Here is a 23,130-nt window from a genome sequence, read left to right as displayed (position 1 = left end):
CGGAGTCTCCGCGCCCCCCGGACTCCCCTGAACCTCCCCCTAGGGAGTGTCTTCGAAGTGGCGTCGTTCGCCCGCTCGGCAGACGGGACTTTGAAGACACGATCTGGGGAGAGCCGGACCGGCCCGGGGCCCCGGGCCGGTCCTCCGGCGGAGGGGACGTCACCCCTCGGGCGGGGAGAACACCACCATGACCCGCAGGTCCTCGGTGATGTGGTGGAACCTGTGCGGCACCCCCGCCGGCACGTACACGACGCTGCCGCGCCCCACCTGGGTGGTCTCCGCCCCGACCGTGATCGAGCCGCGGCCGCTGACGACGAAGTAGACCTCGTCCTCCTTGTGCGGCTGCTGCGGGTCCAGCTGTCCGGCGTCGAGCGCGTACAGCCCCACGGACATGTTCCGCTCGCGCAGGAACTGGAGGTACGCGCCGTCGTTGGCGACGCGCTCCGCTTCGAGTTCGTCCAGTCGGAATGCCTTCATCGCCCGCTCGTCCCCACCTCGGTCCGATCATGTCTGCCACGATCAGACACATGATGAATTTCGTAGTCAAGACGCTCGCGAACGCGGGTGCCCTGGCGGTGGCGATCTGGCTGCTGCAGGACATCACGCTCACCGGTGAGAGCACCGGCCGCAAGGCGCTGACGCTGGTCCTCGTCGCCCTGGTCTTCGGCGTGGTCAACATCCTCGTCAAGCCCCTCGTGAAGCTGTTCACGCTCCCGCTGTTCGTCCTCACGCTCGGCCTGTTCACGCTGGTCGTGAACGCCCTGATGCTGCTGCTGACCTCGTGGCTCGCCGAGAAGCTGGACCTCGGCTTCCACGTCGAGGGGTTCTGGACCGCCGTCCTGGGCGGCCTGATCATCTCGATCGTGTCGTGGGCGCTGAACGTCGTCCTCCCGGACGGGCGCGACTGATGGAGGCGGCACCTGACTGGGGCGACGGCACCCGCGCGGTGCGGGCCGGCCTGCCGGAACCCCTCAAGTACGAACCGACGCTTCCGGGGCCGGTCTTCGCCGCGCACTTCCACCTGCCCGGTGAGCCCACCGGCCCGTACACGTACGGGCGCGACGAGAACCCGACCTGGACGCTGCTGGAGCGGGCCATCGGCGAGCTGGAGGCGCCCGGGGACGGCACGGTGGAGACCGTGGTCTTCGCCTCCGGCATGGCCGCGATCTCCTCGGTCCTGTTCTCGCAGCTCAGCGCCGGTGACGCCGTGGTCCTCCCGTCGGACGGCTACCAGGCCCTGCCACTCGTGCGCGAGCAGTTGGAGGCGTACGGGATCGAGGTGCGCGTCGCGCCGACGGGCGGCGACGCCCAGCTGTCCGTCCTGGACGGTGCGAAGCTGCTGTGGCTGGAGACCCCGTCCAACCCCGGTCTCGACGTGTGCGACGTCAGGCGGATGGTGGCGGCGGCCCGCGCCGCCGGCGCCCTGGTCGCCGTGGACAACACCCTCGCCACGCCCCTGGGCCAGCGGCCCCTGGCCCTCGGCGCGGACTTCTCGGTGGCCAGCGACACCAAGGGCATGACCGGGCACGGCGACATCCTGCTCGGCCACGTCGCCTGCGGCGACGCGGGTCTCGCCGCCGGCGTACGGCGCTGGCGGAAGATCGTCGGCGCGATCCCGGGTCCGATGGAGGCGTGGCTCGCCCACCGCTCCCTCGCCACGCTCCAGCTGCGGGTCGACCGGCAGTGCGCCAACGCCCTGACGCTGGCCGAGGCGCTGGCGACGCGCGACGACGTGACGGGCCTGCGCTACCCGGGGCTCCCGGGCGACCCGTCGCACGAGGTGGCGGCCGGGCAGATGCGCCGCTTCGGGTCGGTCGTGTCGTTCGTCCTGGCCGACCGGGAGCGCGCGGAGCGGTTCCTGGAGGCGCTGCGGCTGGTGGACGACGCGACCAGTTTCGGCGGCGTGCGGTCGACGGCCGAGCGCCGCGGCCGGTGGGGCGGCGACGCCGTGCCGCCCGGCTTCGTCCGCTTCTCGGTCGGCGCGGAGGACCCCGACGACCTCGTGGCGGACGTGCTGCGCGCGCTGGACGCGGCGGCCGGGCACGGCTGACGGCTCGGCGCGCACCGCGACGGCCGGGTGGAACGGACGGTCCGAGCCTCCCCCCTCGTGGCTCGGACCGTCCTGCCTGTGTGCCCGAATCCGGCCTCAACCAGGCTAGTTGACTCTACGTCAGTGTCCAATCACGCTGGCGACAGGAGCCTATCGATTTATTTATAGTTGTACGGATCCGGGGGGAGGCGCCGACCAGGAAGAGGAAGGGCATGGATCTGAGCCTGCTGCGGACCTTCGTCACGGTGCACCGGGCCGGCTCCTTCACCCGCGCCGCGGCCCTCCTCGGCCTCTCCCAGCCCGCCGTGACCAGCCAGATCCGCACGTTGGAGCGGCAGCTCGGCCGACCGCTCTTCCTGCGGCAGGCCCGCGGTGTCACCCCCACGACGGTCGGCGACGAGCTCGCCCACCGGGCCGCCCCGCACCTGGACGCGCTCATGGAGATCACCGAGGTCGGGCTGCACGGGCTCGGAACCCGCACCCTCCATCTCGCCGGCCCGCCCGAGCTCGTCTCGCTGCGGGCGTTACCCGCGCTGACGCCCCTGGTGGCCGAGGGCCTCACCCTGCGGACCTCGCTGTTCGCCGCCTCCGAGGACAGCCTCGACGGGCTGGCCGCCGGGCGGCACGACCTGGTCCTCTCCACGGCGCGACCGCGGGGCGGGCTGCTGACGGCGACGCCGCTGTGCGACGAGGAGCACGTGCTGGTGGCCGCGCCCCGCTGGGCCGCCCGACTGGCGCCGGACGTGCTGCTGAGCAAGGGCTCCGTGGTCCTGGAGCAGTTACCGGTGATCGAGGTCCACGAGTCGCTGCCGTTCGTGGCCCGGTACTGGTCCGCCGTCTTCGAGTCAAAACCCGCCGCGTCCGCCACGGTCGTCGTTCCCGACCTGCGGGCCGCGCTGGAAAGCGCCGCCGCGGGCGCGGGCCTCGCCGTCCTCCCGCGCTACCTGTGCGAGGACGCCCTGGAGAGCGGCCGTCTCGTCACGCTGCTGGAACCGCCGATCCCCCCTCTGCGGACGTACTTCCTCGTCGTCCGCGCCGGCGCCCTGACCCTGACCCACATCGCCCGGGCCCATGAGACGCTGCTGCGGGCGGCGGCCGGATGGTGACCCTCGGCAGTCACGGCCCCGCGGGCGTTTCAAGCGGAACGCCACGGGCCATTTTCATGCCATGACCGAACGTCCAGTGGTCAAGCGCACCGCACGGGCCGTCCTCCTCGACGGTGACGACCTGATCTTGATCAAGCGCACCAAGCCTGGGATGGACCCTTACTGGGTCACGCCGGGCGGAGGCGTCGAGCCGAGTGACGCGACCGTCGTGGACGCCCTGCACCGGGAGGTCCACGAAGAGCTCGGTGCGAAGATCACGGACGTGGTGCCCTGCTTCGTCGACACCGTCGAGCACATCGAGGACGGCGGCGTCTCCGGAGTGAAGGTGCAGCACTTCTTCGTCTGCCGCCTGGAGTCCATGGATCCGGGCGTGCGGCACGGTCCGGAGGTGGACGAGCCGATCGGGGAGTACGAGATCGTCCGTGTGCCGTTCAGCCGGGTCGGCATCGCCGCCGTGCACCTCGTCCCCCTGTCGCTGCGCCACTACCTGGACGGCAACATCGAGGGCGTGCGCGCCATGCACGCCCCTGACCTGGGCTGACCGGCCCGCCCTCCGGACACGGCCGCGGGCTCGTCCCCGGGTCGCACCCGACGCGCTCGCACGGAAATCCGGTGGCCCGCGCCTTCCCTCGGGGGCCGTGAGCACGTGTACGCCGACACGAGTAGCCGCGGTCACTCCCTGCGTCAGACGCGGGCGGCGGGGGGCGGGGCGGTGTTTCACGTGAAACCACTCAAGCGTCCGCGCCCCGCACCCTTCTTGTCGTGCATGTGCCGCGTCCGCCGGCCGGGGCTGTCGCTCGGGTTGCCGGCGCTCGGCATCACCGCCCGTGCCGCCGCCGTCGTGTCGCTGACCGCGGCGGCCTACCGCGCGATGCGCGTGTCCGCCGACTGGCTGCTCCTCCCCGTCGCGGCCACCACGCCGGCCGGCGGTCTCGTCCTGTCCCTGGGCACGGCCTGGGGACCGGCCCGTCAGCTCCGTGCGGGGGCGGGCGGCGCTTCGTTCGTGAGCGCGGGCTCCGCCGTGGAGCCGGTGACGATCCGGCTCGCACCGCGCCGGTCGCGGCGCTCCAGGGCTCCGGACAGCACGGCCAGTCCCAGCGCCGAGGCGGCGAGCAGGGCGCCGACCCAGTTGGGGGCCGTGATGCCGAGGCCGGCCGCGATGACGAGGCCACCCAGCCAGGCGGCCAGGGCGTTGCCGAGGTTGAAGGCCCCGATGTTCACGGCGGAGGCCAGGGTCGGCGCACCGGACGCCTGGTCCAGCACCCGCTTCTGCAGGGGCGGTACGGTCGCGAAGCCGAGTGCGCCGATCAGGGTGAGGGTGACGGCCGCGGCGGCCTTGTGGTGCGCGGTGAACGTGAACAGGGCGAGCACCAGGGCGAGGGCGCCCAGCGACACGTACAGCATCGGCATCAGCGCGCGGTCGGCGAAGCGACCGCCGACCAGGTTGCCACCCACCATGCCCAGCCCGAAGAGGACCAGCAGCCAGGTGACGGATGCGTCGGCGAATCCGGCGGCCCCGGTCATCATCGGCGTGATGTAGGTGATCGCGGCGAAGACCCCGCCGAAGCCGAGCACGGTCATCGCCATGGCGAGCAGCACCTGCACGTTGCGGAAGGCCGCCAGTTCGTGGCGCAGTCGGACGCCTTCGGGCCGGGGCTGCTCGGGAACGAGCCTGGCGATGCCCAGCAGGCCCAGGACGCCCAGGGCGGCGACGATCAGGAAGGTGGCCCGCCAGCCGGTGCTCTGCCCGATGAAGGTGCCGAGCGGCACGCCGACGACGTTGGCGACGGTCAGACCGGTGAACATCATCGCGATGGCTCCGGCCTTCTTCTCCGGTGCGACCAGACCGGCTGCGACGACGGAGCCGATGCCGAAGAAGGCGCCGTGGGCGAGGGACGCCACGATCCGCCCCAGCAGCATCAGCCCGAAGGCGGGGGCGAGCGCGGACAGCACGTTGCCCGCGATGAACAGGACCATCAGCAGCATGAGCATCCGCTTCCGGGAGACCCGGGTGCCGAGCACGGTCATGAGCGGGGCACCGAGGACGACGCCCAGGGCGTAGCCCGTGACGAGGTGGCCGGCGGTGGGGATGGAGACGCCGTAGTCGGCCGCGACCTCGGGAAGCAATCCCATGATCACGAACTCCGTCGTGCCGATCCCGAAGGCCCCGATGGCCAGGGCGAGGAGCGCGAGCGGCATGGGTTGCCCCTTCCTGAGATTGCATCTGCGCTTTACAAGCGTAAACAATAATTGCAGGCGCGGTTTAATTGCAAGCGCGGGCTATTGCATCGCTCGTCTACCCTGGTGGCATGGCCGTCCGGGAGCCCCGTTCGCACGGGAGAGAGGCAGAGCGATGACAGCGACCGACTCGTCACCGACCGCCCCCGCGCAGGGCTGGTGCGCCCTCTCACTGCTGCACGGCAGGATCGAGAGCCATGTCGAGCGCGCACTGGAGTCCCGGCACGGGCTGAGCGTGCGGGAGTACTCGTTGCTCGATGTCCTCAGCCGCCAGCACAGCGGGCCCGGCGGGCACCTGCAGATGAAGCAGGTCGCCGACGCCGTCGTCCTCAGCCAGAGCGCCACCACACGGCTGGTCACCCGTCTCGAGGACCGGGGGCTGCTCACCCGGTACCTCTGCGCGACGGACCGGCGCGGGATCTACACCGATGTCACGGAAACCGGTCAGAAGCTCCTGGCCGAGGCCCGCCCCACCCATGACGCGGCCCTCCGCGAGGCGCTCGACGAGGCGGCCAAGAAGCCGGAACTGGCCCCGCTGGTGAAGGCGTTGGAAGAAATCGACGCCCCGGCGTGACCGGCCCGGTAGCGTCCGTCCCATGAACGATCTCGACATCAGGCGCGCGACGGCGGCCGACGTCCCCGCCATCGTGGCGATGCTCGCCGACGACCCGCTCGGCGCCCAGCGGGAGTCACCCGACGACCTCGCCCCCTACCTCGCCGCCTTCGAGCGGGTGGCCGCGGACCCGAACCAGCACCTGGTGGTCGCCGTCCGCGGCGGTCGGGTCATCGGCACGCTCCACCTGACCGTCATACCGGGACTGTCCCGGCGCGGCGCCACCCGTTCCCTCATCGAGGCGGTACGGGTGCACGCCGACGCGCGGGGCAGCGGACTCGGCACATGGCTGATCGAGTGGGCCATCGCGGAGTCGCGCCGCCAGGGCTGCGTACTGGTCCAGCTCACGTCGGACGCCTCCCGCACCGATGCCCACCGCTTCTACGACCGCCTGGGCTTCACCGCCTCACACGTCGGCTTCAAGCTGGCCCTCTGAGCGCTGTTTCACGTGAAACGTCAGCGCGTTCCCCGCCAGCCGTCCTCGTCCACGCCTCCCGGGACGGCGTCCCCCGGCTCGTAGGGCTCACGCGTGAACGCGAACGACCCCAGGTCCAGGTGGCTCACCGACCCGTCCCGGCGGCGGACCACCCGGAGCACCTCCCCGTCGTAGTAGCCGTCGAGTCCGATCCAGGTGCCGTCCGGCAGCGACCGGAACCGGGAACCGCGACCGGCACCACGCAGGGGCTGCAGCTCCACGTCACCGCCCGCGAGCGCCTTCAGCCCGTACGCGTACGTCCCCCAGTACCAGGGGCCGGTCAGGGAAAGCGGCGGAGCGTCGGTCTCCGGCAGGGGACGCCACGTCTCCGGGATCCGGGGTTCCGCCTCGGCGACGATCCGCACGAGGTCGGCGGCGAGCACACCGGTCTGCGGTCCGGACGTCGCGTTGGCCAGGACGACCGCGGCGACGTCGTCGTCCACGCTCAGCCACAGGCCGGCGACGAAGCCCGGCAGCGACCCGGTGTGACCGACGAGGGTGCGGCCGTCCCGCCGGGCCAGTTGCACACCGAGCCCGTAACCGCCGTCCCAGTCCGCCGTGGTGGGTGGCGCGGCGGGGGTGCGCATCTCGCGCACGGACCGCGCGGCCAGCACCCGGTCGTCCCCTCCGGCGAGGAACGAGGCGAACCGGCAGAGGTCGCCGGCGGTCGACCACAGCTGCCCGGCCGGGGCCATCAGTCCCAGGTCCTCGGCCGGCTCCGGCAGCAGCACATCCGCCCAGGGGTGGACGGCCCACCCCTGGGCGTGCGGCGCCACCGGTTGCGAGGTCGTCCGTCCCATGCCGAGCGGCTCCAGGACCTCGGTGCGCAACGCCTCCTCCCACGGGACGCCGCGCACCGCGGACACCAGTGAACCCAGCAGGGTGTAACCGGTGTTGGAGTAGTGGTGGCCCCGCCCCGGCGGATGGGCGAGCGGCCGTTCCCCGAGGACGTCGGCGAGGTCGGGGCGCAGCGCGCCCGGCGTCCGCTCCCACCAGGGAGCCGGGGGCTCGGCCGACAGGCCGGCGGTGTGGCTCAGGAGCTGGGCGACGGTCACGCCTCCCACCCCCGTACCCGGCAGGTGCTTCTCCAGAGAGTCGTCCAGACCGAGCAGGCCCTCGTCCCGCAGCCGCATCACCAGGACGGCGGTGAAGGTCTTGGTGATCGAACCGATCCGGTACTGCGTGTCGGCGGCGGACACGACGTCGCCCCGTCCCCCCGCCCACACCAGCCGGCCCTCCCGGGCGACCGCCCCGACGAGTGAAGGCGTCCGTCCTTCGGACTGGCCGACGGCGATCCGGTGGAGCAGCGAGCGCTCGGTGGAGGGCAGGAGCGGTACGGAAGATGAGGTCATGGGCCCAGGTGTACCGTACGGCGCGGAACCCACGGGCCCCGGCCGGCGTCATCGTCAGTGACCGTGATGACCGAGGGGAGCCGCGTGTGTCCGTGACGCTGGGCGAGGAAGTCATGCTGCTGTCACTGGACGACGAGTCCGGTGTCGCGAAGGACCGGGCCTCCGCGGGCTGGGCCGTGGCGGGCGGCATCCTGCTGGAACTGGCCATGCGGCACCGGATCCAGGTCACGTCCGGCCGGGTGGGCATCACCGACACCTCGACCACGGGCGACGAACTGCTCGACGAGCGGTTGCGTCGCCTCGCCGACTGGGTCCACCGCAACCGCTCCGGGAAGATCACCGACTGGCTGACGAAGGACCAGGCGACCGCCGTGCGGGCGACGGTGCGGAGCCTGTGCGAACGCGGCCTGGTCGCCGAGGAGCGGCACCGGACACTGGGTCTCTTCCCGGTACGGCGCTACCCGGAGGCGGACGGCACCGTGGAGCGCGAGCTCCGCGACCGGCTGGCGCGCGTCGTCCTGCAGGGTGCCCGGCCCGACAACCGCACGTCCGCGCTCGTCGCGCTCCTGCACGGTGCCCGGTTGCACGGCATCGCCTTCCCCGGCGTCCCCCGCAAAGAGGTCGAACCCCGCATGGCCACGATCGCGGAGGGCCAGTGGGCGGCCGACAGCGTGCGCAGGGCGATCCGTGACATGCAGGCGACGATGGCCGCGGTCACCGCCGTGACCGTCATCGCCTGCACATGACCGGTGGTCAGGCAGCCAACGCAGGCAGGTGACCGGTGAGACCGGTGATCAGGGCGCTGGACACCAAGGCGGTGGCCGGCCTCCCCCGAGCGCCCGTCAGCGCCCGTCCGAGCAGCGCTCCACCGCCCGCGAGGAGCAGGTGCCGGCCGGCGGACGCGGCGGCGGCGAACACAGTCTGCTCCGCGGTGCCCGTCCGCCCCGCCGACCCGCCGCCCAGGACGAGGACGGGGCACGGTTCGCGCCGGCCCCGGCCGACCGGCCGACGAGTGCGTTGCGGGCTTCGGACCGCGCACCGATGGGTTTCCCGCGCCGCGCCGGTCGGTACGTGTGAGACCGACTCACGGAAGGCCGGCGCCATGCGGAAACTGATCTACGGCATGAACCTGTCCCTGGACGGCTACATCGCCGCGCCCGGCGACGACATCGGCTGGAGCGTGCCGAGCGACGAGCTGTTCCGGTTCTGGTCCGACCGGTTGCAGGCGACCGACCTGTCGCTGTACGGGCGCAAGCTGTGGCAGACGATGAGCTCCTACTGGCCGACCGGCGACCAGCGGCCCGACGCCACCCCGGCGGAGATCGAGTTCGCGCGCCGCTGGCGGGACATGTCGAAGGTGGTGTTCTCCTCGACGATCGACGAGGTCGACTGGAACACCCGCCTGGTCACCGGCGACGCGGTCGCCGAGATCACCCGGCTCAAGGCCGAGGACGGCGGCCCGATGGACATCGGCGGCGCGACGCTCGCCGGGGCGGCCATGCGGGCCGGGCTGATCGACGAGTACGTGCTGGCCACCGCGCCGGTCCTGGTGGGCGGTGGCACGCCGTTCTTCACCGCGCTGGACGGCTGGGTGGACCTGAACCTGGTGGAGACCCGGACGTTTCCCTGCGGCGTGGTCCTGACCAGGTACGAGACGAGGCGCTGAGCGCCCGGCACACGACCCGACCGCCGGCCGGGTCCACGCGAACGCGGACGCCACCACCGGGATGGGCAACCGGCGGTGCGGCTTCGCGTCCACCCCTACCGGATCCTGCTCCGGGGTCGGGAGGTGCTCCGGGACGCGCTCGCGGGCCCAGCCGGCCCGGTCAGGTCTGGGCCATGTCGACGAAGCGGGAGTAGTGGCCCTGGAAGGCGACCGTGATGGTGGCCGTGGGGCCGTTACGGTGCTTGGCCACGATGAGGTCCGCCTCGCCCGCGCGCGGGGACTCCTTCTCGTAGGCGTCCTCGCGGTGGAGCAGGATCACCATGTCGGCGTCCTGCTCGATCGAGCCGGACTCTCGCAGGTCGGACACCATGGGCTTCTTGTCCGTGCGCTGCTCGGGGCCTCGGTTCAGCTGGGACAGGGCGATGACCGGTACCTCCAGCTCCTTCGCGAGGAGCTTGAGGTTACGGGACATGTCCGAGACCTCCTGCTGGCGGCTCTCGGCGCGGCGGGACCCGCCGGACTGCATCAGCTGGAGGTAGTCGATGACCACGAGCTTGAGGTTGTTCCGCTGCTTCAGGCGGCGGCACTTGGCGCGGATCTCCATCATCGACAGGTTCGGGGAGTCGTCGATGTAGAGCGGGGCCTGCGAGACGTCCGGCATGCGCCGGGCCAGCCGGGTCCAGTCCTCGTCCGTCATCGTCCCGGACCGCATGTGGTGCAGGGCCACCCGGGCCTCGGCGGACAGCAGGCGCATCGCGATCTCGTTGCGGCCCATCTCCAGGGAGAAGATGACGCTCGGCAGGTTGTGCTTGATCGAACAGGCGCGGGCGAAGTCCAGCGCCAGCGTCGACTTGCCCATGGCGGGACGGGCCGCGATGACGATCATCTGGCCGGGGTGGAGACCGTTGGTGAGGGAGTCGAAGTCCGTGAAGCCGGTCGGGACGCCGGTCATCTCGCCGCTGCGGGAGCCGATCGCCTCGATCTCGTCGAGGGCGCCCTCCATGATGTCGCTGAGCGGGAGGTAGTCCTCGCTGGTGCGCTGCTCCGTGACGGCGTAGATCTCCGCCTGGGCCTGGTTGACGATCTCGTCGACGTCGCCGTCCGCCGCGTACCCCATCTGCGTGATCTTGGTACCGGCCTCCACGAGGCGGCGCAGCACCGCACGTTCGTGGACGATCTCCGCGTAGTACGAGGCGTTGGCCGCGGTCGGCACGGACTGCACCAGGGTGTGCAGGTACGACGCGCCGCCCACCCGGTTGATCTCGCCGCGCTTGGTGAGTTCGGCGCCCACGGTGATGGGGTCGGCCGGCTCGCCCTTGGCGTAGAGGTCGAGGATCGCCTGGTAGATCGTCTCGTGTGCCGGACGGTAGAAGTCGTGGCCCTTGAGGATCTCCACCACGTCGGCGATGGCGTCCTTGGAGAGGAGCATGCCGCCGAGTACGGACTGCTCGGCGTCGAGGTCCTGCGGGGGGACGCGCTCGAAGCCGCCGGCGCCGCTGTCCCAGGGACCGCTCTCGGAGCCCCGCTCGTGCTGCTCCTCGCGCCCCCGGCCGCGACCCCCGCCCCGGCCGCCGACGGGTGCCTCGGCTCCGCGCTGGCGGGAGACGGGCAGGCGGTCGCTCGGTCCGCTGTCGGTCCAGGGGTCGTCCAAGTGCTCCGGAATGGTCACCGGCCACCTCCTCCCGTCCGCACCGCGGACCTTGGCGTGTCACTCTTTCTACGCCACGGCTCTGACAAACAAGAGGCACCAACTCCACCTCGCGGCACGTCGGGCGCCGGACCACGGTAGGCCCGCGGGCACCGTCAGCCAATCTGGTTATCCACAGGGACTGTGGATGAACGCCCTGATGCTGTGGAGAACTCGCCGGATCCTGTGCACGGACCGGGGGACAGCCGTGTGGACAAACTCATAGCGGCATCCACAGACCTGCGCTGACCTGGTCTTTTTCCATCCACCGGCTGTGGGGGAGAAAAACTTTCCCCAGGGATTCAAGATCCGCACAAACAGCGCAGGCGCCCGCCGCCGAAGCCGGAGCAAGTAAGGACTGCAAAGGGTTTGTGTCTCTTACCTGTGGACGATTACATTGAACGCATGACCCAGGCTTCCCCGGCTCCCGAGAACACCCGTCGGTCCCACGACAGAGAGATCCTCGCCCTGGCCGTTCCGGCCTTCGGAGCTCTCGTCGCCGAGCCCCTGTTCGTCCTCGTCGACAGCGCCGTCATCGGTCATCTCGGCACCTCCCAGTTGGCCGGCCTGGGTGTCGCGGCCGCCCTGCTGTCGACGGCCGTCAGCGTCTTCGTCTTCCTCGCCTACGCCACGACGGCGGCGGTCGCCCGGCGCGTCGGCGCGGGCGACCTCCCGGCGGCGATCCGCCAGGGCATGGACGGCATCTGGCTCGCCCTCCTGCTCGGGCTGGCGGTCGTCGCCGTCACCCTGCCGACCGCCTCCTGGGTCGTCGAGGCGTTCGGCGCCTCCACCACCGCCGCTCCGCATGCCGCGACGTATCTCAGGATCTCCAGCCTCGGCATCCCCGCGATGCTCGTCGTGCTCGCCGCCACCGGCGTCCTGCGCGGCCTCCAGGACACCAGGACCCCCCTGTACGTCGCGATCGCCGGCTTCGGCGTCAACGCCGTCCTGAACGTGGTGCTGGTCTACGGCGCCGGACTCGGGATCGCCGGCTCCGCCTGGGGGACCGTGATCGCACAGGGCGGCATGGCCGTCGCCTACCTCACCGTCGTCGTGCGCGGGGCGCGGCGCCACGGCGCCTCGCTCCGGCCGGACGCGGCCGGGATCCGGGCCAGTGCCCAGGCCGGTGTCCCGCTCCTCGTCCGTACGCTCTCCCTGCGCGCCGTACTGATGATCGCGACCGCCATCGCCGCCCGGCTGGGAGACGTCCCGGTGGCCGCGCACCAGATCATCCTGTCGCTGTGGAGCCTGATGGCCTTCGCGCTCGACGCCATCGCCATCGCGGGCCAGGCCATCATCGGCCGCTACCTGGGCGCGGGGGACACCGAGGGCGCTCGCGCCGTCTGCCGCCGCATGGTGCGGTGGGGCGTCGTGTCGGGCGTGGTCCTCGGCATCCTCGTCGTGGCCGCCCGCCCGCTGTTCATCCCGCTCTTCACGGGCGATGACGCCGTGCGGGACACCCTGCTGCCCGCGCTGCTGGTCGTGGCGCTCTCCCAGCCGATCGCCGGGGTCGTCTTCGTTCTGGACGGGGTCCTGATGGGTGCCGGGGACGGCCCGTACCTGGCGGGTGCGATGGTGGTCACGCTGGTGGTCTTCACCCCGGTCGCCCTGCTCGTCCCGGTGTTCGGGGGCGGGCTGACGGCCCTGTGGTGGGCGATGTCCCTGATGATGGCCACCCGGATGGTGACGCTGTGGCTGCGGATGCGCTCCGGTCGCTGGCTGGTCACCGGCGCCACCCGCTGACGCACCCGCGGTGTTTCACGTGAAACACACCGTTTCACGTGAAACACGACGAAGGGCCGCACCCGAGCGGGTGCGGCCCTTCAGTGCTCAGCCCTGCAAAGGCAGTCTCAGGCAGCGACGACCTCGACACCGAGGTTCGCGGCGACCTCGGGGTGCAGGCGCACGGACACCTGGTGCGAGCCCAGGGTCTTGATCGGCGCACCGAGCTCGACACGGCGCTTGTCGACGTCCGGGCCACCGGCGGACTTGATCGCCGAGGCGATGTCAGCCGGGGTGACGGAGCCGAACAGACGGCCGGCGTCGCCGGAGCGAACGGCCAGGCGCACCTTGACGGACTCGAGCTGGGCCTTGATCTGGTTGGCCTGCTCGATGGTCGCGATCTCGTGGATCTTGCGGGCGCGACGGATCTGCGCCACGTCCTTCTCGCCACCCTTGGTCCAGCGGATCGCGAAACCGCGCGGGACCAGGTAGTTGCGAGCGTAGCCGTCCTTGACGTCGACGACGTCGCCGGCCGCACCGAGGCCGGAGACCTCGTGGGTAAGGATGATCTTCATCAGTAGGTCACCCTTCCTTATCGCGCGGTGGACGTGTAGGGCAGCAGCGCCATCTCACGGCTGTTCTTGACGGCCGTGGCGACGTCACGCTGGTGCTGCGTGCAGTTGCCGGTCACGCGACGGGCACGGATCTTGCCGCGGTCGGAAATGAACTTCCGCAGCATGTTCGTGTCCTTGTAGTCCACGTACGCGGTCTTGTCCTTGCAGAACGCGCAGACCTTCTTCTTAGGCTTGCGCACAGGCGGCTTCGCCATGGTGTTTCTCCTGTGTGATCAAGAAGTGGGGTACGAGCCCGGCCCTAGAAGGGGGGCTCGTCCGAGTAGCCGCCGCCGGAGCTTCCGCCCCAGCCGCCCTGGCCGCCCTGCTGGCCGCCGGCCGGCGCACCGCCGGCCCAGGGGTCGTCGGCGGGAGCGCCGCCGCCCTGCTGGCCGCCCGGGGCACCGCCCCAGCCGCCCTGGCCACCCTGGCCGCCCTGCTGGCCGCCGCCGTAGCCGCCCTGACCACCGCGACCGGTGGTCTTGGTGACCTTGGCCGTGGCGTTCTTGAGGCTCGGACCGACTTCCTCGACGTCCAGCTCGAAGACCGTGCGCTTGACGCCCTCGCGGTCCTCGTAGGACCGCTGCTTCAGCCGGCCCTGCACGATGACGCGCATGCCTCGCTGGAGCGACTCGGCGACGTTCTCCGCCGCCTGGCGCCAGACCGAGCAGGTCAGGAACAGGCTCTCGCCGTCCTTCCACTCATTGGTCTGACGATCGAAGGTGCGGGGGGTGGACGCGACACGGAACTTCGCGACCGCCGCACCGGAAGGGGTGAAGCGCAGCTCGGGGTCGTCGACAAGATTGCCGACGACCGTGATGACGGTCTCGCCTGCCATGGGGAACCTCTCGGCGGGTTTGCTTCTGGCTGCTTGCTGCTGCTACTCGGACCCGATGACCAGTGAGCGGAAAGCTCAGTGGGTCTCGGGGCGGAGGACCTTGGTCCGGAGGACCGACTCGTTCAGGTTCATCTGGCGGTCGAGCTCCTTGACGACCGCAGGCTCGGCCTGCAGGTCGATGACCGAGTAGATGCCCTCGGGCTTCTTCTTGATCTCGTAAGCGAGACGACGACGGCCCCAGGTGTCGACCTTCTCGACCTTTCCGTTGCCCTCACGGACGACGGAGAGGAAGTTCTCGATCAGCGGGGAGACAGCGCGCTCCTCGAGATCGGGGTCGAGGATGACCATCACCTCGTAGTGACGCATGTGGAACCCACCTCCTTTGGACTCAGCGGCCACGGTCGTTCCGTGGCAGGAGGGTCGTGATGCGTGCGCAACGGTAGCCGTGCCCACTGACAACGCCCACAGACGACGGCCAAGGGACTGGCGCGTTTCTGGGCATGGGCAGACACCGGTGCAGACCGTACAGAGTACCCGCACGGCGGCTTCCGGTTGAAATCCGGTGGTCAGGGGACGCAATCTGTACACATCGGGTGCGGGCGGCGCCACAGCGCGCCGCCCTCCGGCAAGCCAGGAGGTGCCTCATGGCTCAGGTCTTCCACCGTCATCCCTCCTCTTCCCTCCTCGCCACGGACGGCAGGCCCCATCCGCTCCAGGACACCCTGATGGTCGTGACCCTGGTGCTGGGTGCGCTCGCCTTCGTCACGGCGCAGTTCCACAGCCTCCACCTGCTCAGTTCGTGGGCCGGCCTCATCGGCATCGTCACGGGCGCCTACGGCCAGTACGTCTCCGAGACGACCCGGCAACGGACGTTCCTGATCATCGGGCTGGGCGCGGCGGCGGTCGGTTTCTTCCTCGGGATGGCCCGCGGAGGGCTGTTCGGCGGCCTGGTCGGCTAGCCCCTCCCGGTGTAGGCCCATTCGGGGCGCTCCCCCGTGCCAGTAGGCTTCGGCGCGAGAGCTGGAACCCCTGTACCGATGGGGGACATACCTGCCGAGGAGCGCCCCGCATGAGCCTGACCCTGAGGACCATCAGCCGAGAGCAGCATCTGGCGTACATCCAGAGCCTTCCGGCGGCGAGTCACTGCCAGGTTCCGGCATGGGCCGACGTCAAGACCGAGTGGCGCTCGGAGAACCTGGGCTGGTTCGACGGGAACGGCGAACTGGTCGGTGCGGGGCTGGTGCTGTACCGCCAGCTCCCGAAGATCAAGCGGTACCTCGCCTACCTGCCCGAGGGCCCGGTGATCAACTGGTACGCGCCGAACCTGGACGACTGGATGCGGCCGATGCTCCAGCACCTCAAGAACCAGGGTGCGTTCTCGGTCAAGATGGGCCCGCCGGTCGTGATCCGCCGCTGGGACGCCGCGGCGATCAAGGCAGGCATCCAGGACCCCGAGGTCAAGCGCCTGCGCGACATCGAGGCGACGCACATCGAGCCGCGCGCCTTCGAGGTGTCGGACCGGCTGCGCAAGATGGGCTGGCAGCAGGGCGAGGACGGCGGCGCCGGCTTCGGCGACGTCCAGCCCCGCTACGTCTTCCAGGTGCCGCTGGCCAACCGCTCCCTGGACGACGTCCTCAAGGGCTTCAACCAGCTGTGGCGGCGGAACATCAAGAAGGCCGAGAAGGCCGGCGTCGAGGTCGTCCAGGGCGGCTACGACGACCTGGCCGAGTGGCAGCGGCTGTACGAGATCACGGCCGTCCGGGACCGCTTCCGCCCGCGCCCCCTGTCGTACTTCCAGCGCATGTGGACCGTCCTCAACAACGAGGACCCCAACCGCATGCGCCTCTACTTCGCGCGGCACAACGGCGTGAACCTCTCCGCCGCGACGATGCTCGTGGTCGGCGGGCACGTCTGGTACTCGTACGGCGCCTCCGACAACATCGGCCGCGAGGTCCGCCCGTCGAACGCCATGCAGTGGCGCATGCTGCGCGACGCCTACGCCATGGGCGCGACCGTCTACGACCTGCGCGGCATCTCGGACTCGCTCGACGAGACCGACCACCTCTTCGGCCTGATCCAGTTCAAGGTGGGCACGGGCGGCGAGGCCGTCGAGTACATCGGCGAATGGGACTTCCCGCTGAACAAGCTGCTGCACAAGGCGCTGGACATCTACATGTCGCGCCGCTGACACCGCCGCGCTTCCGTACGCTCATACACGTCCCGCACACCTCACTCACCCGACACCCACAGCCCCAGAAAGGGTCCGGACCGGCCATGGCGCTCACCCTGTACGTCGACACCGCTCGCTGGCGGGCGCACCAGAAGTCCGTGATCGACCAGTTCCCCGGACTCATCCCGGTCTGCAAGGGCAACGGCTACGGTTTCGGCCACGAGCGCCTCGCGGAAGAGGTGAACCGCTTCGGCGCCGACATGCTCGCCGTCGGCACCACCTACGAGGCGGCCCGGATGAAGGACTGGTTCGGCGGCGACCTGCTGGTGCTGACACCGTTCCGGCGGGGCGAGGAGCCGGTGCCGCTGCCGGACCGGGTGATCCGCTCCGTGTCGTCCGTGGACGGCGTGCACGCCCTGGTGGGCGCGCGCGTCGTCATCGAGTGCATGAGCTCGATGAAGCGGCACGGCATCGGCGAGCACGAGCTGGGCCAGCTGCACGCGGCCATCGAGGACGTCCGCCTGGAGGGCTTCGCCCTGCACCTGCCGCTGGACCGCACGGACGGCTCGGACGCCGTCGAGGAGGTCATCGGCTGGATGGACCGGCTGCGGGCCGCCCGGCTGCCGCTCCACACGATGTTCGTCAGCCACCTGCGGGCGGAGGAGCTGGCCCGCCTCCAGCAGCAGTTCCCGCAGACCCGGTTCCGCGCCCGCATCGGCACCCGGCTGTGGCTGGGCGACCACGAGGCGACGGAGTACCGGGGCGCCGTCCTGGACGTCACCCGCGTCACCAAGGGCGACCGTTTCGGCTACCGGCAGCAGCGGGTGGCGTCCGACGGCTGGCTGGTGGTCGTCGCCGGAGGCACCTCGCACGGCGTGGGCCTGGAGGCGCCGAAGGCCATGCACGGCGTGATGCCGCGCGCCAAGGGCGTGGCCCGGGCGGGCCTCGCCACGGTCAACCGGAACCTCTCCCCGTTCGTGTGGGCGGGCAAGCAGCGCTGGTTCGCGGAGCCGCCGCACATGCAGGTCTCGATCCTGTTCGTCCCGGCGGACGCGCAGGAGCCGCAGGTCGGCGACGAGCTGGTCGCCCACCTGCGGCACACCACGACCCAGTACGACCGGCTCGTCGACCGCTAGGACGCCGTACGGGCGGGTCCGCCGGCCGCTAGGCGGCGGCGCCCGCCCGGTCCTCCCGCCGGGCGGCCCGGCCGACCGTGAAGACGTCCTCGGCGCCGTCCAGGACGCCCCCGGACGGGTCGTCCGAGCCGTCCTGCCGGACGGGGTCCCGCTCGGGCCGCAGGGCGTCGCGCACGATCAGGGCGCACAGGTACAGCGTCCCGGCCAGGTGCAGGACGATCGCGAAGTGGTAGCCGTCGGACGGCAGGCCCTGCTTGTGCTCGGTGGTGACGTACACGAGGTACATCCAGATGCCGAGGAAGTACGCCACCTCGCACGCCTGCCACACGAGGAAGCTCCGCCAGCGCGGCCGGGCCAGCGCGGCCAGCGGGATCAGCCACAGCACGTACTGCGGTGAGTAGACCTTGTTGGTCAGGATGAACGCCGCCACGACCAGGAAGGCGAGCTGCGCGAAGCGGGGACGGCGCGGCGCGGTCAGCGCCAGCACGGCGATGCCGGCGCACGCCAGGAGCATCAGCACGCTCGCTGACGTGTTGACCGTCTCGATCCGCAGGTCCAGCTCGAAGCGCTGCTTGAGGACCAGCCAGAACGAGCCGAAGTCGATGTTCCTCTCCTGGCTGAAGACGTAGAACCGCTTCCAGCCCTCCGGCGCGAGCACCATGACGGGCAGGTTCACCACGAGCCACGCGCCCGCGGAGCCCAGCAGGGCTACCGCGAACTCCCGCCACTTCCCGGCCCGCCAGCACAGCAGCAGGAGCGGTCCGAGCAGCAGGAACGGGTAGAGCTTCGCGGCCGTGGCGAGGCCGAGCAGCACCCCGAAGGCCAGGGCGCGGCCCCGGCTCCACATGAGCATCGCCGCGGCGGTCAGGGCGATGGCGAGCAGGTCCCAGTTGATGGTGGCGGTCAGTGCGAAGGCCGGCGCGAGGGCGACCAGCAGGGCGTCCCACGGGCGCCGCCGGTGCGTCCTCGCGACGCACACGGCGATCACCGCGGCGCAGACGAGCAACATGCCCGCGTTGACCATCCAGTACATCTGCTCCCGGTACTGCAGGTCGCCGCCGCGGGGCGTGAACCAGGCCGCGACCTGCATGAAGAGGCCGGTGAGCACCGGGTACTCCAGGTACTGCATGTCGCCGGAGAACCGGTCGAAGTACGGGATGAGCCCGTCGGAGAAGCCCCGCGCCACGAACAGGTGCGGGATGTCGGAGTAGCAGGCGTGGGTGTACTGGGAGGCGGCCCCGCGGAACCAGGCCCAGTTGTAGCAGGGCAGCTTCTGCACCATGCCGAGCGCGAACGTGCCGATCGCGACGAGCGCGACGACCCGCACGGGGGTGAGGACGTCCACGCCGAGCCGGGCGCGGCGGCCGACGGGGCCGCCGATCACCTCGCTGCCCGCGGTGGCGACCTCGTCCTGGCGCGTGGGGCACACGACGGGCCGCCGGTCGTGGGGGACGCGCGTCTTCTGTGGGCTCGGCATGGGGGACATCCTGCCGTACCGGCCCGGGAACGCGGCGAGGGCCGCCGCACCCGGTGTACGCGCGCGTGGTGCGCGTACGGGGTGCGGCGGCCCTCGCCGGGGGCTCGCTCCGGAGGCCGGGCGGGAGGGGCGGCGCTAGCCGTCCACCCCGCCGAACCAGGCGCCTCCGCTGTTGCCTCCGCTGCTGTTGCCGTTGCCGCCGTTGCCGTTGGTCGGCGGTGACTGGCTCGTCTCGCCGCCTTCCGTGGTCCCGCCCTCGGTGACGCTGCCGTCGCCTCCGGTCATGCCGCCGTTGTCGGTGCCGTCCGTCGTACCGCCCTCGGTGGTGCCACCCGTCTCGGGGTCGCAGTCCCAGTCGAACGGACCGCAGGACTTGGTCGGCTTCTCGGGCTCCCTGGACGGGCTCGTCGACGGCGTCGGGGACGGCGACTTCGACGGCGACGGGGACTCCGACGGCTTCTCGCTCGGCGTCGGCTTGGGGCTCTCGGCGCCGCCGCCGTACACGGGCCGGGCGTCCAGGTCCTCGGGGGCGGGGAACTGCTTCACCGGCAGGCCCTTGTGGGCCTCGGTCATGTACGCCTTCCAGATCTCGGAAGGGAACGACGAGCCGTGGACCTTCTTACGGCCACCGGTGCCGAACATCTCCTCGAACTTGCGGTTCTTGTTGGAGGCGTCGTCGTCCAGGCGGTACATGTCGATCGCCGTCGCGAGCTGCGGGGTGTACCCGACGAACCAGGCGGACTTGTTGCCGTCCGTGGTACCGGTCTTGCCGGCCGCGGGGCGGTCCGGGAGGCGGGCCTTCTTGCCGGTGCCCTTCTCCACGACGTCGACGAGCACGTCGGTGATGTTGCTGCTGATGGCGGACGAGAAGGCGGACTTCGGCTTGTCCTCGTGCTTGTAGATGACGGCGCCGTTCTTCCTCACCTCGGTGACGGAGTACGGGTCCCGCTGCTCACCGTTGGCGGCGAAGGTCGCGTAGGCGGAGGCCATGCGGATGGCGCTCGGGTCGGAGATGCCGATGGAGAACGACGGCACGTCGCCCTTGGCGAGGCTGCTCTCCAGGAGGCCGGCCTCGACGGCCGTCTTCCTGACCTCCGGGATGCCGATGTCCATGCCGAGCTGCACGAAGGGCGAGTTGGCCGAGTGGATCATCGCCTCGCGGAGGTCGATGTCGGGGTAGTCCGTGTCGTCGTCGTTGACCTGGAGCCACTCCTTGCCGTTCTCGTCCTTCCAGATGCTGCGGTCGTACTCGCGGATCTTCAGCTTGTTCTTGCCGCTGTAGATCGCCGTGTCGGGGTCGATCAGCGTGCGGTCCTCGGGGCCCTGCTCCTCGCCCTTGCCGGGGTCCCGGACGCCGTACTTCATGCCCGCGGCGAGGACGAACGGCTTGAACGTCGAGCCGACCTGGGCGCCGGTCTGGTCGGCGTTGTTGGTGAAGTGCTTCGTCGCGTCGGTGCCGCCGTAGATGGCGACGATGGCGCCCGACTTCGGGTCGACCGAGGCGCCGCCGAACTGGACGTGCGTGTCCGTGTCAGGGCGCTTCCCCGGGTCGATGCTCTCCTCGTAGACCTTCTTGATGGTCTTGTCGAGGGCCTCGACCCTCTCCTTTTCGAAGGTGGTCTTGATCTCGTAGCCGCCCTTGGACAGGTCCTCGGCGGTGATCCCCTGGTCGTTGTTGTTGATGAAGTACGCCTTGGCGAGGTCGACGAGGTAGCCGATCTGGCCGCCGAGCTTCGCCTGCTTCTGCGGCGGCTTCGGGTGCGGGAAGCCCTTGGCCTTGAACCTCGCCCGGTCGGCGGGGGACAGCTTGCCGTCCTTCACCATCTCGTCGAGGATCCAGCTCCAGCGCTTCGTCGCACGGTCGGTGTTGGCCTCGGCGGTCGCCTTGGGGTCGATCTCGGGCGCGCCGGCCGGGTCGTAGTACGTGGAGCCCTTGAGCAGCGCGGCGAGGAACGCGCACTCGCTCTCGTTGAGCTCCTTGGCGTCCTTGTCGTAGTACGTGCGGGCGGCCGCCTGGATGCCGTAGGCGCCCCGTCCGAAGTACGAGGTGTTCAGGTAGCCGGCCATGATGTCCTTCTTGGACAACTCGGTGTTGACCTTGATGGAGATGAACAGCTCCTTGAACTTCCGGTCCAGCGTCTGGGACTGGTTGTTGAGCCGGTTGTTCTTGACGTACTGCTGGGTGATGGTCGAGCCGCCCTGCGTCTCGCCGCCGGTGGCCATGTTGAACAGGGCGCGGCCGATGCCCATCGGGTCGATGCCGGCGTCCGTCCAGAAGGTCTTGTTCTCGGCGGAGACCACGGCGTTCTGGATCCCCATGGGGATCTCGCTGTAGCCGATGATCTGCCGGTTGACCTCACCGCCGGTGGCGGCCATCTGCGTGTCGTCCGCCCAGTAGTAGACGTTGTTCTGGGCGGTGGCGGCCTTGTCCGGGTCCGGCAGCCCCACCATCGCGTAGGAGAGGGTCGCGACGCCCATCATCAGGGCGATGAAGGTGAGGCAGAACCCCGTCGCGAGCTTCCAGGACGGCACCCAGCGGCGCCAGCCGTACTTGTCGTGACGGGGGTAGTCGATCAGCCGCTTCTTCCCCGGCCGGCCGTCCCCGGGACCCCGCCCCCCGTGGCCGCCGCCACCGGTGCCGCGGCGTCCACCGCCGTGACCGCCGGCACCGCCCGCGCCCTCGGCGGGGCGCCGCCGGCCACCGCGCTGGGCGGCCCGCCGCGCCTCGGCACGACCGCCGTAGGGCCGCGCCTCGCCGTACGGGTCGGCAGGAGATCCTGTACTGACATCCCGCGCCGGGGCCGGCCGGCGGCCAGGCGGCTGGGCAGCGCGCCGGGCCGCGGCGCGGCCGCCACCCTGCGGCTGCGGCGGTTTACGACGGTGCTCGCTCATCGAACGACTACTCCTCGGGCAGGCAGTTACGCCTGGAAGCGGCAGCTGAGTTCCGGTCCCCCCGAAATGGATCGGACGAGCCCGCCGGGCCCGCCCGCCATGCACCCACGACGATGACGTTCCCCCGTCGTCACGTGGTTCCCGGTGGTATGCATGCCGCACAGACTACGCACGGCCAAAACCCCTCTTGAGCCGAAGTTCACCCCAAATCAGGCAACTCGCCTACAGCGAATTGTGATGTGACGCCGTTCACGATCGCCCCACTTGTCGGCACCGGGCCGCCGTTCTATCGTCAGGATGTATCGAACCGATACATCAGGGCGGCATAAAGAGCGACACGGAGGAGGCGGAGACCGATGAGCAGGCGCTCCGGCATCCTGGAGTTCGCCGTCCTCGGCCTGCTCCGGGAAGCGCCGATGCACGGCTACGAGCTGCGCAAGCGGCTCAACACCTCGCTGGGCATCTTCCGCGCCTTCAGCTACGGCACCCTCTACCCCTGCCTCAAGACCCTGGTCGCAAACGGCTGGTTGGCCGAGGAGCCGGGCAGCGCCCCGGAGGACGCTCTCGCCGCCTCCCTCGCAGGACGACGCGCGAAGATCGTCTACCGGTTGACCGCCGAAGGTAAGGAGCACTTCGAGGAGCTCCTGTCCCACACGGGACCGGACTCCTGGGAGGACGAGCACTTCGCGGCCCGCTTCGCCTTCTTCGGGCAGACGGAGCGTGAAGTGCGGATGCGGGTGCTGGAAGGCCGCCGCAGCCGTCTCGAGGAGCGGCTGGAGAAGATGCGCGCCTCCCTGGCGCGCACCCGCGAGCGTCTGGACGACTACACGCTCGAACTCCAGCGGCACGGCATGGAGTCCGTGGAGCGCGAGGTCCGCTGGCTGAACGAGCTCATCGAGAGCGAGCGGGCGGGCCGGGATCAGCGACGCTCCGGCTCGGAGGCGTCAGCGGGCCCCGCGGAGCAGGACAAGACATCTGGAGAGACGGGCGGCCTGCCCCGGCACGGGGGCAGTACCCGGCCGGATCCGTCCGACGACACCACCAAGTGAAGCCCTGCGCACCGCAGGGTTTCGTCGAGAACAAACAGGGAGCAACCG

At 70.7% G+C, this 23,130-nt stretch carries 23 protein-coding genes; 13 read left to right on the top strand and 10 right to left on the bottom strand.

Translation table 11 applies throughout. From position 1 onward, the window contains the following. Positions 1 to 159: 159 nt before the first annotated feature. Complete coding sequence (locus IE106_RS16230) at positions 160 to 477, bottom strand: cupin domain-containing protein (RefSeq protein WP_189534526.1); 318 nt, start codon at positions 475 to 477, stop codon at positions 160 to 162. Between the two features lie 50 nt (positions 478 to 527). On the opposite strand from IE106_RS16230, the gene IE106_RS16225 reads away from it, so the two are divergent. The 4 genes from IE106_RS16225 to IE106_RS16210 all read left to right on the top strand — a co-directional run bounded on the left by IE106_RS16225 (position 528) and on the right by IE106_RS16210 (position 3,697). Further along, on the top strand, positions 528 to 908 hold the full coding sequence (locus tag IE106_RS16225; RefSeq protein WP_189534524.1) for a phage holin family protein: 381 nt from the start codon (positions 528 to 530) through the stop codon (positions 906 to 908). Further along, positions 908 to 2,050, top strand: a complete 1,143-nt coding sequence (locus tag IE106_RS16220) for a cystathionine gamma-lyase (protein ID WP_189534522.1) — start codon at positions 908 to 910, stop codon at positions 2,048 to 2,050. Before IE106_RS16225 ends, IE106_RS16220 begins: the two co-directional genes overlap by 1 nt. A 212-nt stretch (positions 2,051 to 2,262) precedes the next feature. Beyond that, the gene (locus IE106_RS16215) at positions 2,263 to 3,156 is read left to right on the top strand and encodes a LysR family transcriptional regulator (RefSeq protein ID WP_189534520.1); all 894 of its coding nucleotides are present in this window, start codon (positions 2,263 to 2,265) and stop codon (positions 3,154 to 3,156) included. 61 nt (positions 3,157 to 3,217) lie between these two features. After that, positions 3,218 to 3,697 (top strand): NUDIX domain-containing protein, encoded by a 480-nt coding sequence (locus tag IE106_RS16210; protein ID WP_189534518.1) that lies wholly within the window; start codon positions 3,218 to 3,220, stop codon positions 3,695 to 3,697. Between the two features lie 428 nt (positions 3,698 to 4,125). Here the strand turns inward: IE106_RS16210 and IE106_RS16205 are convergent, their stop codons facing one another. Continuing rightward, a complete protein-coding gene (locus tag IE106_RS16205; protein WP_189534517.1) occupies positions 4,126 to 5,355 on the bottom strand; it encodes an MFS transporter in 1,230 nt (409 codons plus the stop codon). A 154-nt stretch (positions 5,356 to 5,509) separates the two neighbouring features. On the opposite strand from IE106_RS16205, the gene IE106_RS16200 reads away from it, so the two are divergent. Next, positions 5,510 to 5,968 carry a MarR family winged helix-turn-helix transcriptional regulator gene (locus IE106_RS16200; RefSeq protein WP_189534515.1) on the top strand — a complete coding sequence of 153 codons (459 nt, stop codon included), beginning with the start codon at positions 5,510 to 5,512 and terminating at the stop codon, positions 5,966 to 5,968. 22 nt (positions 5,969 to 5,990) lie between these two features. Beyond that, positions 5,991 to 6,443: a GNAT family N-acetyltransferase gene (locus IE106_RS16195; protein ID WP_189534512.1), complete on the top strand. Its 453-nt coding sequence runs from the start codon at positions 5,991 to 5,993 to the stop codon at positions 6,441 to 6,443. Positions 6,444 to 6,463: 20 nt separating this feature from the next. Here IE106_RS16195 and IE106_RS16190 read toward each other — a convergent pair whose 3' ends face one another. Then, positions 6,464 to 7,834: a serine hydrolase domain-containing protein gene (locus IE106_RS16190; RefSeq protein WP_189534510.1), complete on the bottom strand. Its 1,371-nt coding sequence runs from the start codon at positions 7,832 to 7,834 to the stop codon at positions 6,464 to 6,466. Between the two features lie 86 nt (positions 7,835 to 7,920). Between IE106_RS16190 and IE106_RS16185 the strand changes: the two genes are divergently transcribed. Beyond that, positions 7,921 to 8,580 (top strand): GOLPH3/VPS74 family protein, encoded by a 660-nt coding sequence (locus IE106_RS16185; protein ID WP_189534508.1) that lies wholly within the window; start codon positions 7,921 to 7,923, stop codon positions 8,578 to 8,580. Positions 8,581 to 8,936: 356 nt separating this feature from the next. Beyond that, positions 8,937 to 9,500, top strand: coding sequence for a dihydrofolate reductase family protein (locus tag IE106_RS16180; RefSeq protein ID WP_189534506.1), 564 nt, complete (start codon positions 8,937 to 8,939; stop codon positions 9,498 to 9,500). Between the two features lie 160 nt (positions 9,501 to 9,660). On the opposite strand, the gene dnaB is transcribed toward IE106_RS16180, so the two are convergent. After that, on the bottom strand, positions 9,661 to 11,151 hold the full coding sequence (dnaB, locus tag IE106_RS16175) for a replicative DNA helicase (RefSeq protein WP_189535054.1): 1,491 nt from the start codon (positions 11,149 to 11,151) through the stop codon (positions 9,661 to 9,663). A 441-nt stretch (positions 11,152 to 11,592) separates the two neighbouring features. Between dnaB and IE106_RS16170 the strand changes: the two genes are divergently transcribed. Next, a complete protein-coding gene (locus tag IE106_RS16170; protein ID WP_189534504.1) occupies positions 11,593 to 12,930 on the top strand; it encodes an MATE family efflux transporter in 1,338 nt (445 codons plus the stop codon). Between the two features lie 107 nt (positions 12,931 to 13,037). On the opposite strand, the gene rplI is transcribed toward IE106_RS16170, so the two are convergent. From rplI to rpsF, 4 genes are all read right to left on the bottom strand, one after another. Beyond that, on the bottom strand, positions 13,038 to 13,484 hold the full coding sequence (gene rplI, locus IE106_RS16165; protein ID WP_010467849.1) for a 50S ribosomal protein L9: 447 nt from the start codon (positions 13,482 to 13,484) through the stop codon (positions 13,038 to 13,040). A gap of 17 nt (positions 13,485 to 13,501) precedes the next feature. Beyond that, positions 13,502 to 13,738, bottom strand: coding sequence for a 30S ribosomal protein S18 (gene rpsR / locus IE106_RS16160; RefSeq protein ID WP_005315025.1), 237 nt, complete (start codon positions 13,736 to 13,738; stop codon positions 13,502 to 13,504). Between the two features lie 44 nt (positions 13,739 to 13,782). Next, a complete protein-coding gene (locus IE106_RS16155; protein WP_189534502.1) occupies positions 13,783 to 14,358 on the bottom strand; it encodes a single-stranded DNA-binding protein in 576 nt (191 codons plus the stop codon). A 75-nt stretch (positions 14,359 to 14,433) separates the two neighbouring features. Beyond that, complete coding sequence (gene rpsF, locus IE106_RS16150) at positions 14,434 to 14,724, bottom strand: 30S ribosomal protein S6 (protein ID WP_004950685.1); 291 nt, start codon at positions 14,722 to 14,724, stop codon at positions 14,434 to 14,436. A gap of 278 nt (positions 14,725 to 15,002) precedes the next feature. Here rpsF and IE106_RS16145 point away from each other — a divergent pair, with 278 nt between their 5' ends. The 3 genes from IE106_RS16145 (at position 15,003) to IE106_RS16135 (ending at position 17,664) form a co-directional block, all read left to right on the top strand. Beyond that, a complete protein-coding gene (locus IE106_RS16145) occupies positions 15,003 to 15,317 on the top strand; it encodes a hypothetical protein (protein ID WP_189534499.1) in 315 nt (104 codons plus the stop codon). A 110-nt stretch (positions 15,318 to 15,427) separates the two neighbouring features. Beyond that, positions 15,428 to 16,546, top strand: coding sequence for a lipid II:glycine glycyltransferase FemX (locus IE106_RS16140; protein WP_189534497.1), 1,119 nt, complete (start codon positions 15,428 to 15,430; stop codon positions 16,544 to 16,546). An 86-nt stretch (positions 16,547 to 16,632) separates the two neighbouring features. Continuing rightward, a complete protein-coding gene (locus IE106_RS16135) occupies positions 16,633 to 17,664 on the top strand; it encodes an alanine racemase (RefSeq protein ID WP_189534495.1) in 1,032 nt (343 codons plus the stop codon). Positions 17,665 to 17,692: 28 nt separating this feature from the next. On the opposite strand, the gene IE106_RS16130 is transcribed toward IE106_RS16135, so the two are convergent. Further along, positions 17,693 to 19,141: a glycosyltransferase family 87 protein gene (locus tag IE106_RS16130; protein WP_189534493.1), complete on the bottom strand. Its 1,449-nt coding sequence runs from the start codon at positions 19,139 to 19,141 to the stop codon at positions 17,693 to 17,695. 135 nt (positions 19,142 to 19,276) lie between these two features. Then, a complete protein-coding gene (locus IE106_RS16125) occupies positions 19,277 to 22,033 on the bottom strand; it encodes a transglycosylase domain-containing protein (RefSeq protein ID WP_189534492.1) in 2,757 nt (918 codons plus the stop codon). Positions 22,034 to 22,389: 356 nt separating this feature from the next. Between IE106_RS16125 and IE106_RS16120 the strand changes: the two genes are divergently transcribed. Further along, positions 22,390 to 23,082 (top strand): PadR family transcriptional regulator, encoded by a 693-nt coding sequence (locus tag IE106_RS16120; RefSeq protein WP_189534490.1) that lies wholly within the window; start codon positions 22,390 to 22,392, stop codon positions 23,080 to 23,082. Positions 23,083 to 23,130 lie beyond the last annotated feature (48 nt).

This window comes from Streptomyces roseolilacinus, assembly GCF_014649335.1.
GTDB classification, from domain to species: Bacteria; Actinomycetota; Actinomycetes; order Streptomycetales; family Streptomycetaceae; genus Streptomyces; species Streptomyces roseolilacinus.
This window is presented reverse-complemented; position numbering and strand designations above follow the sequence as displayed.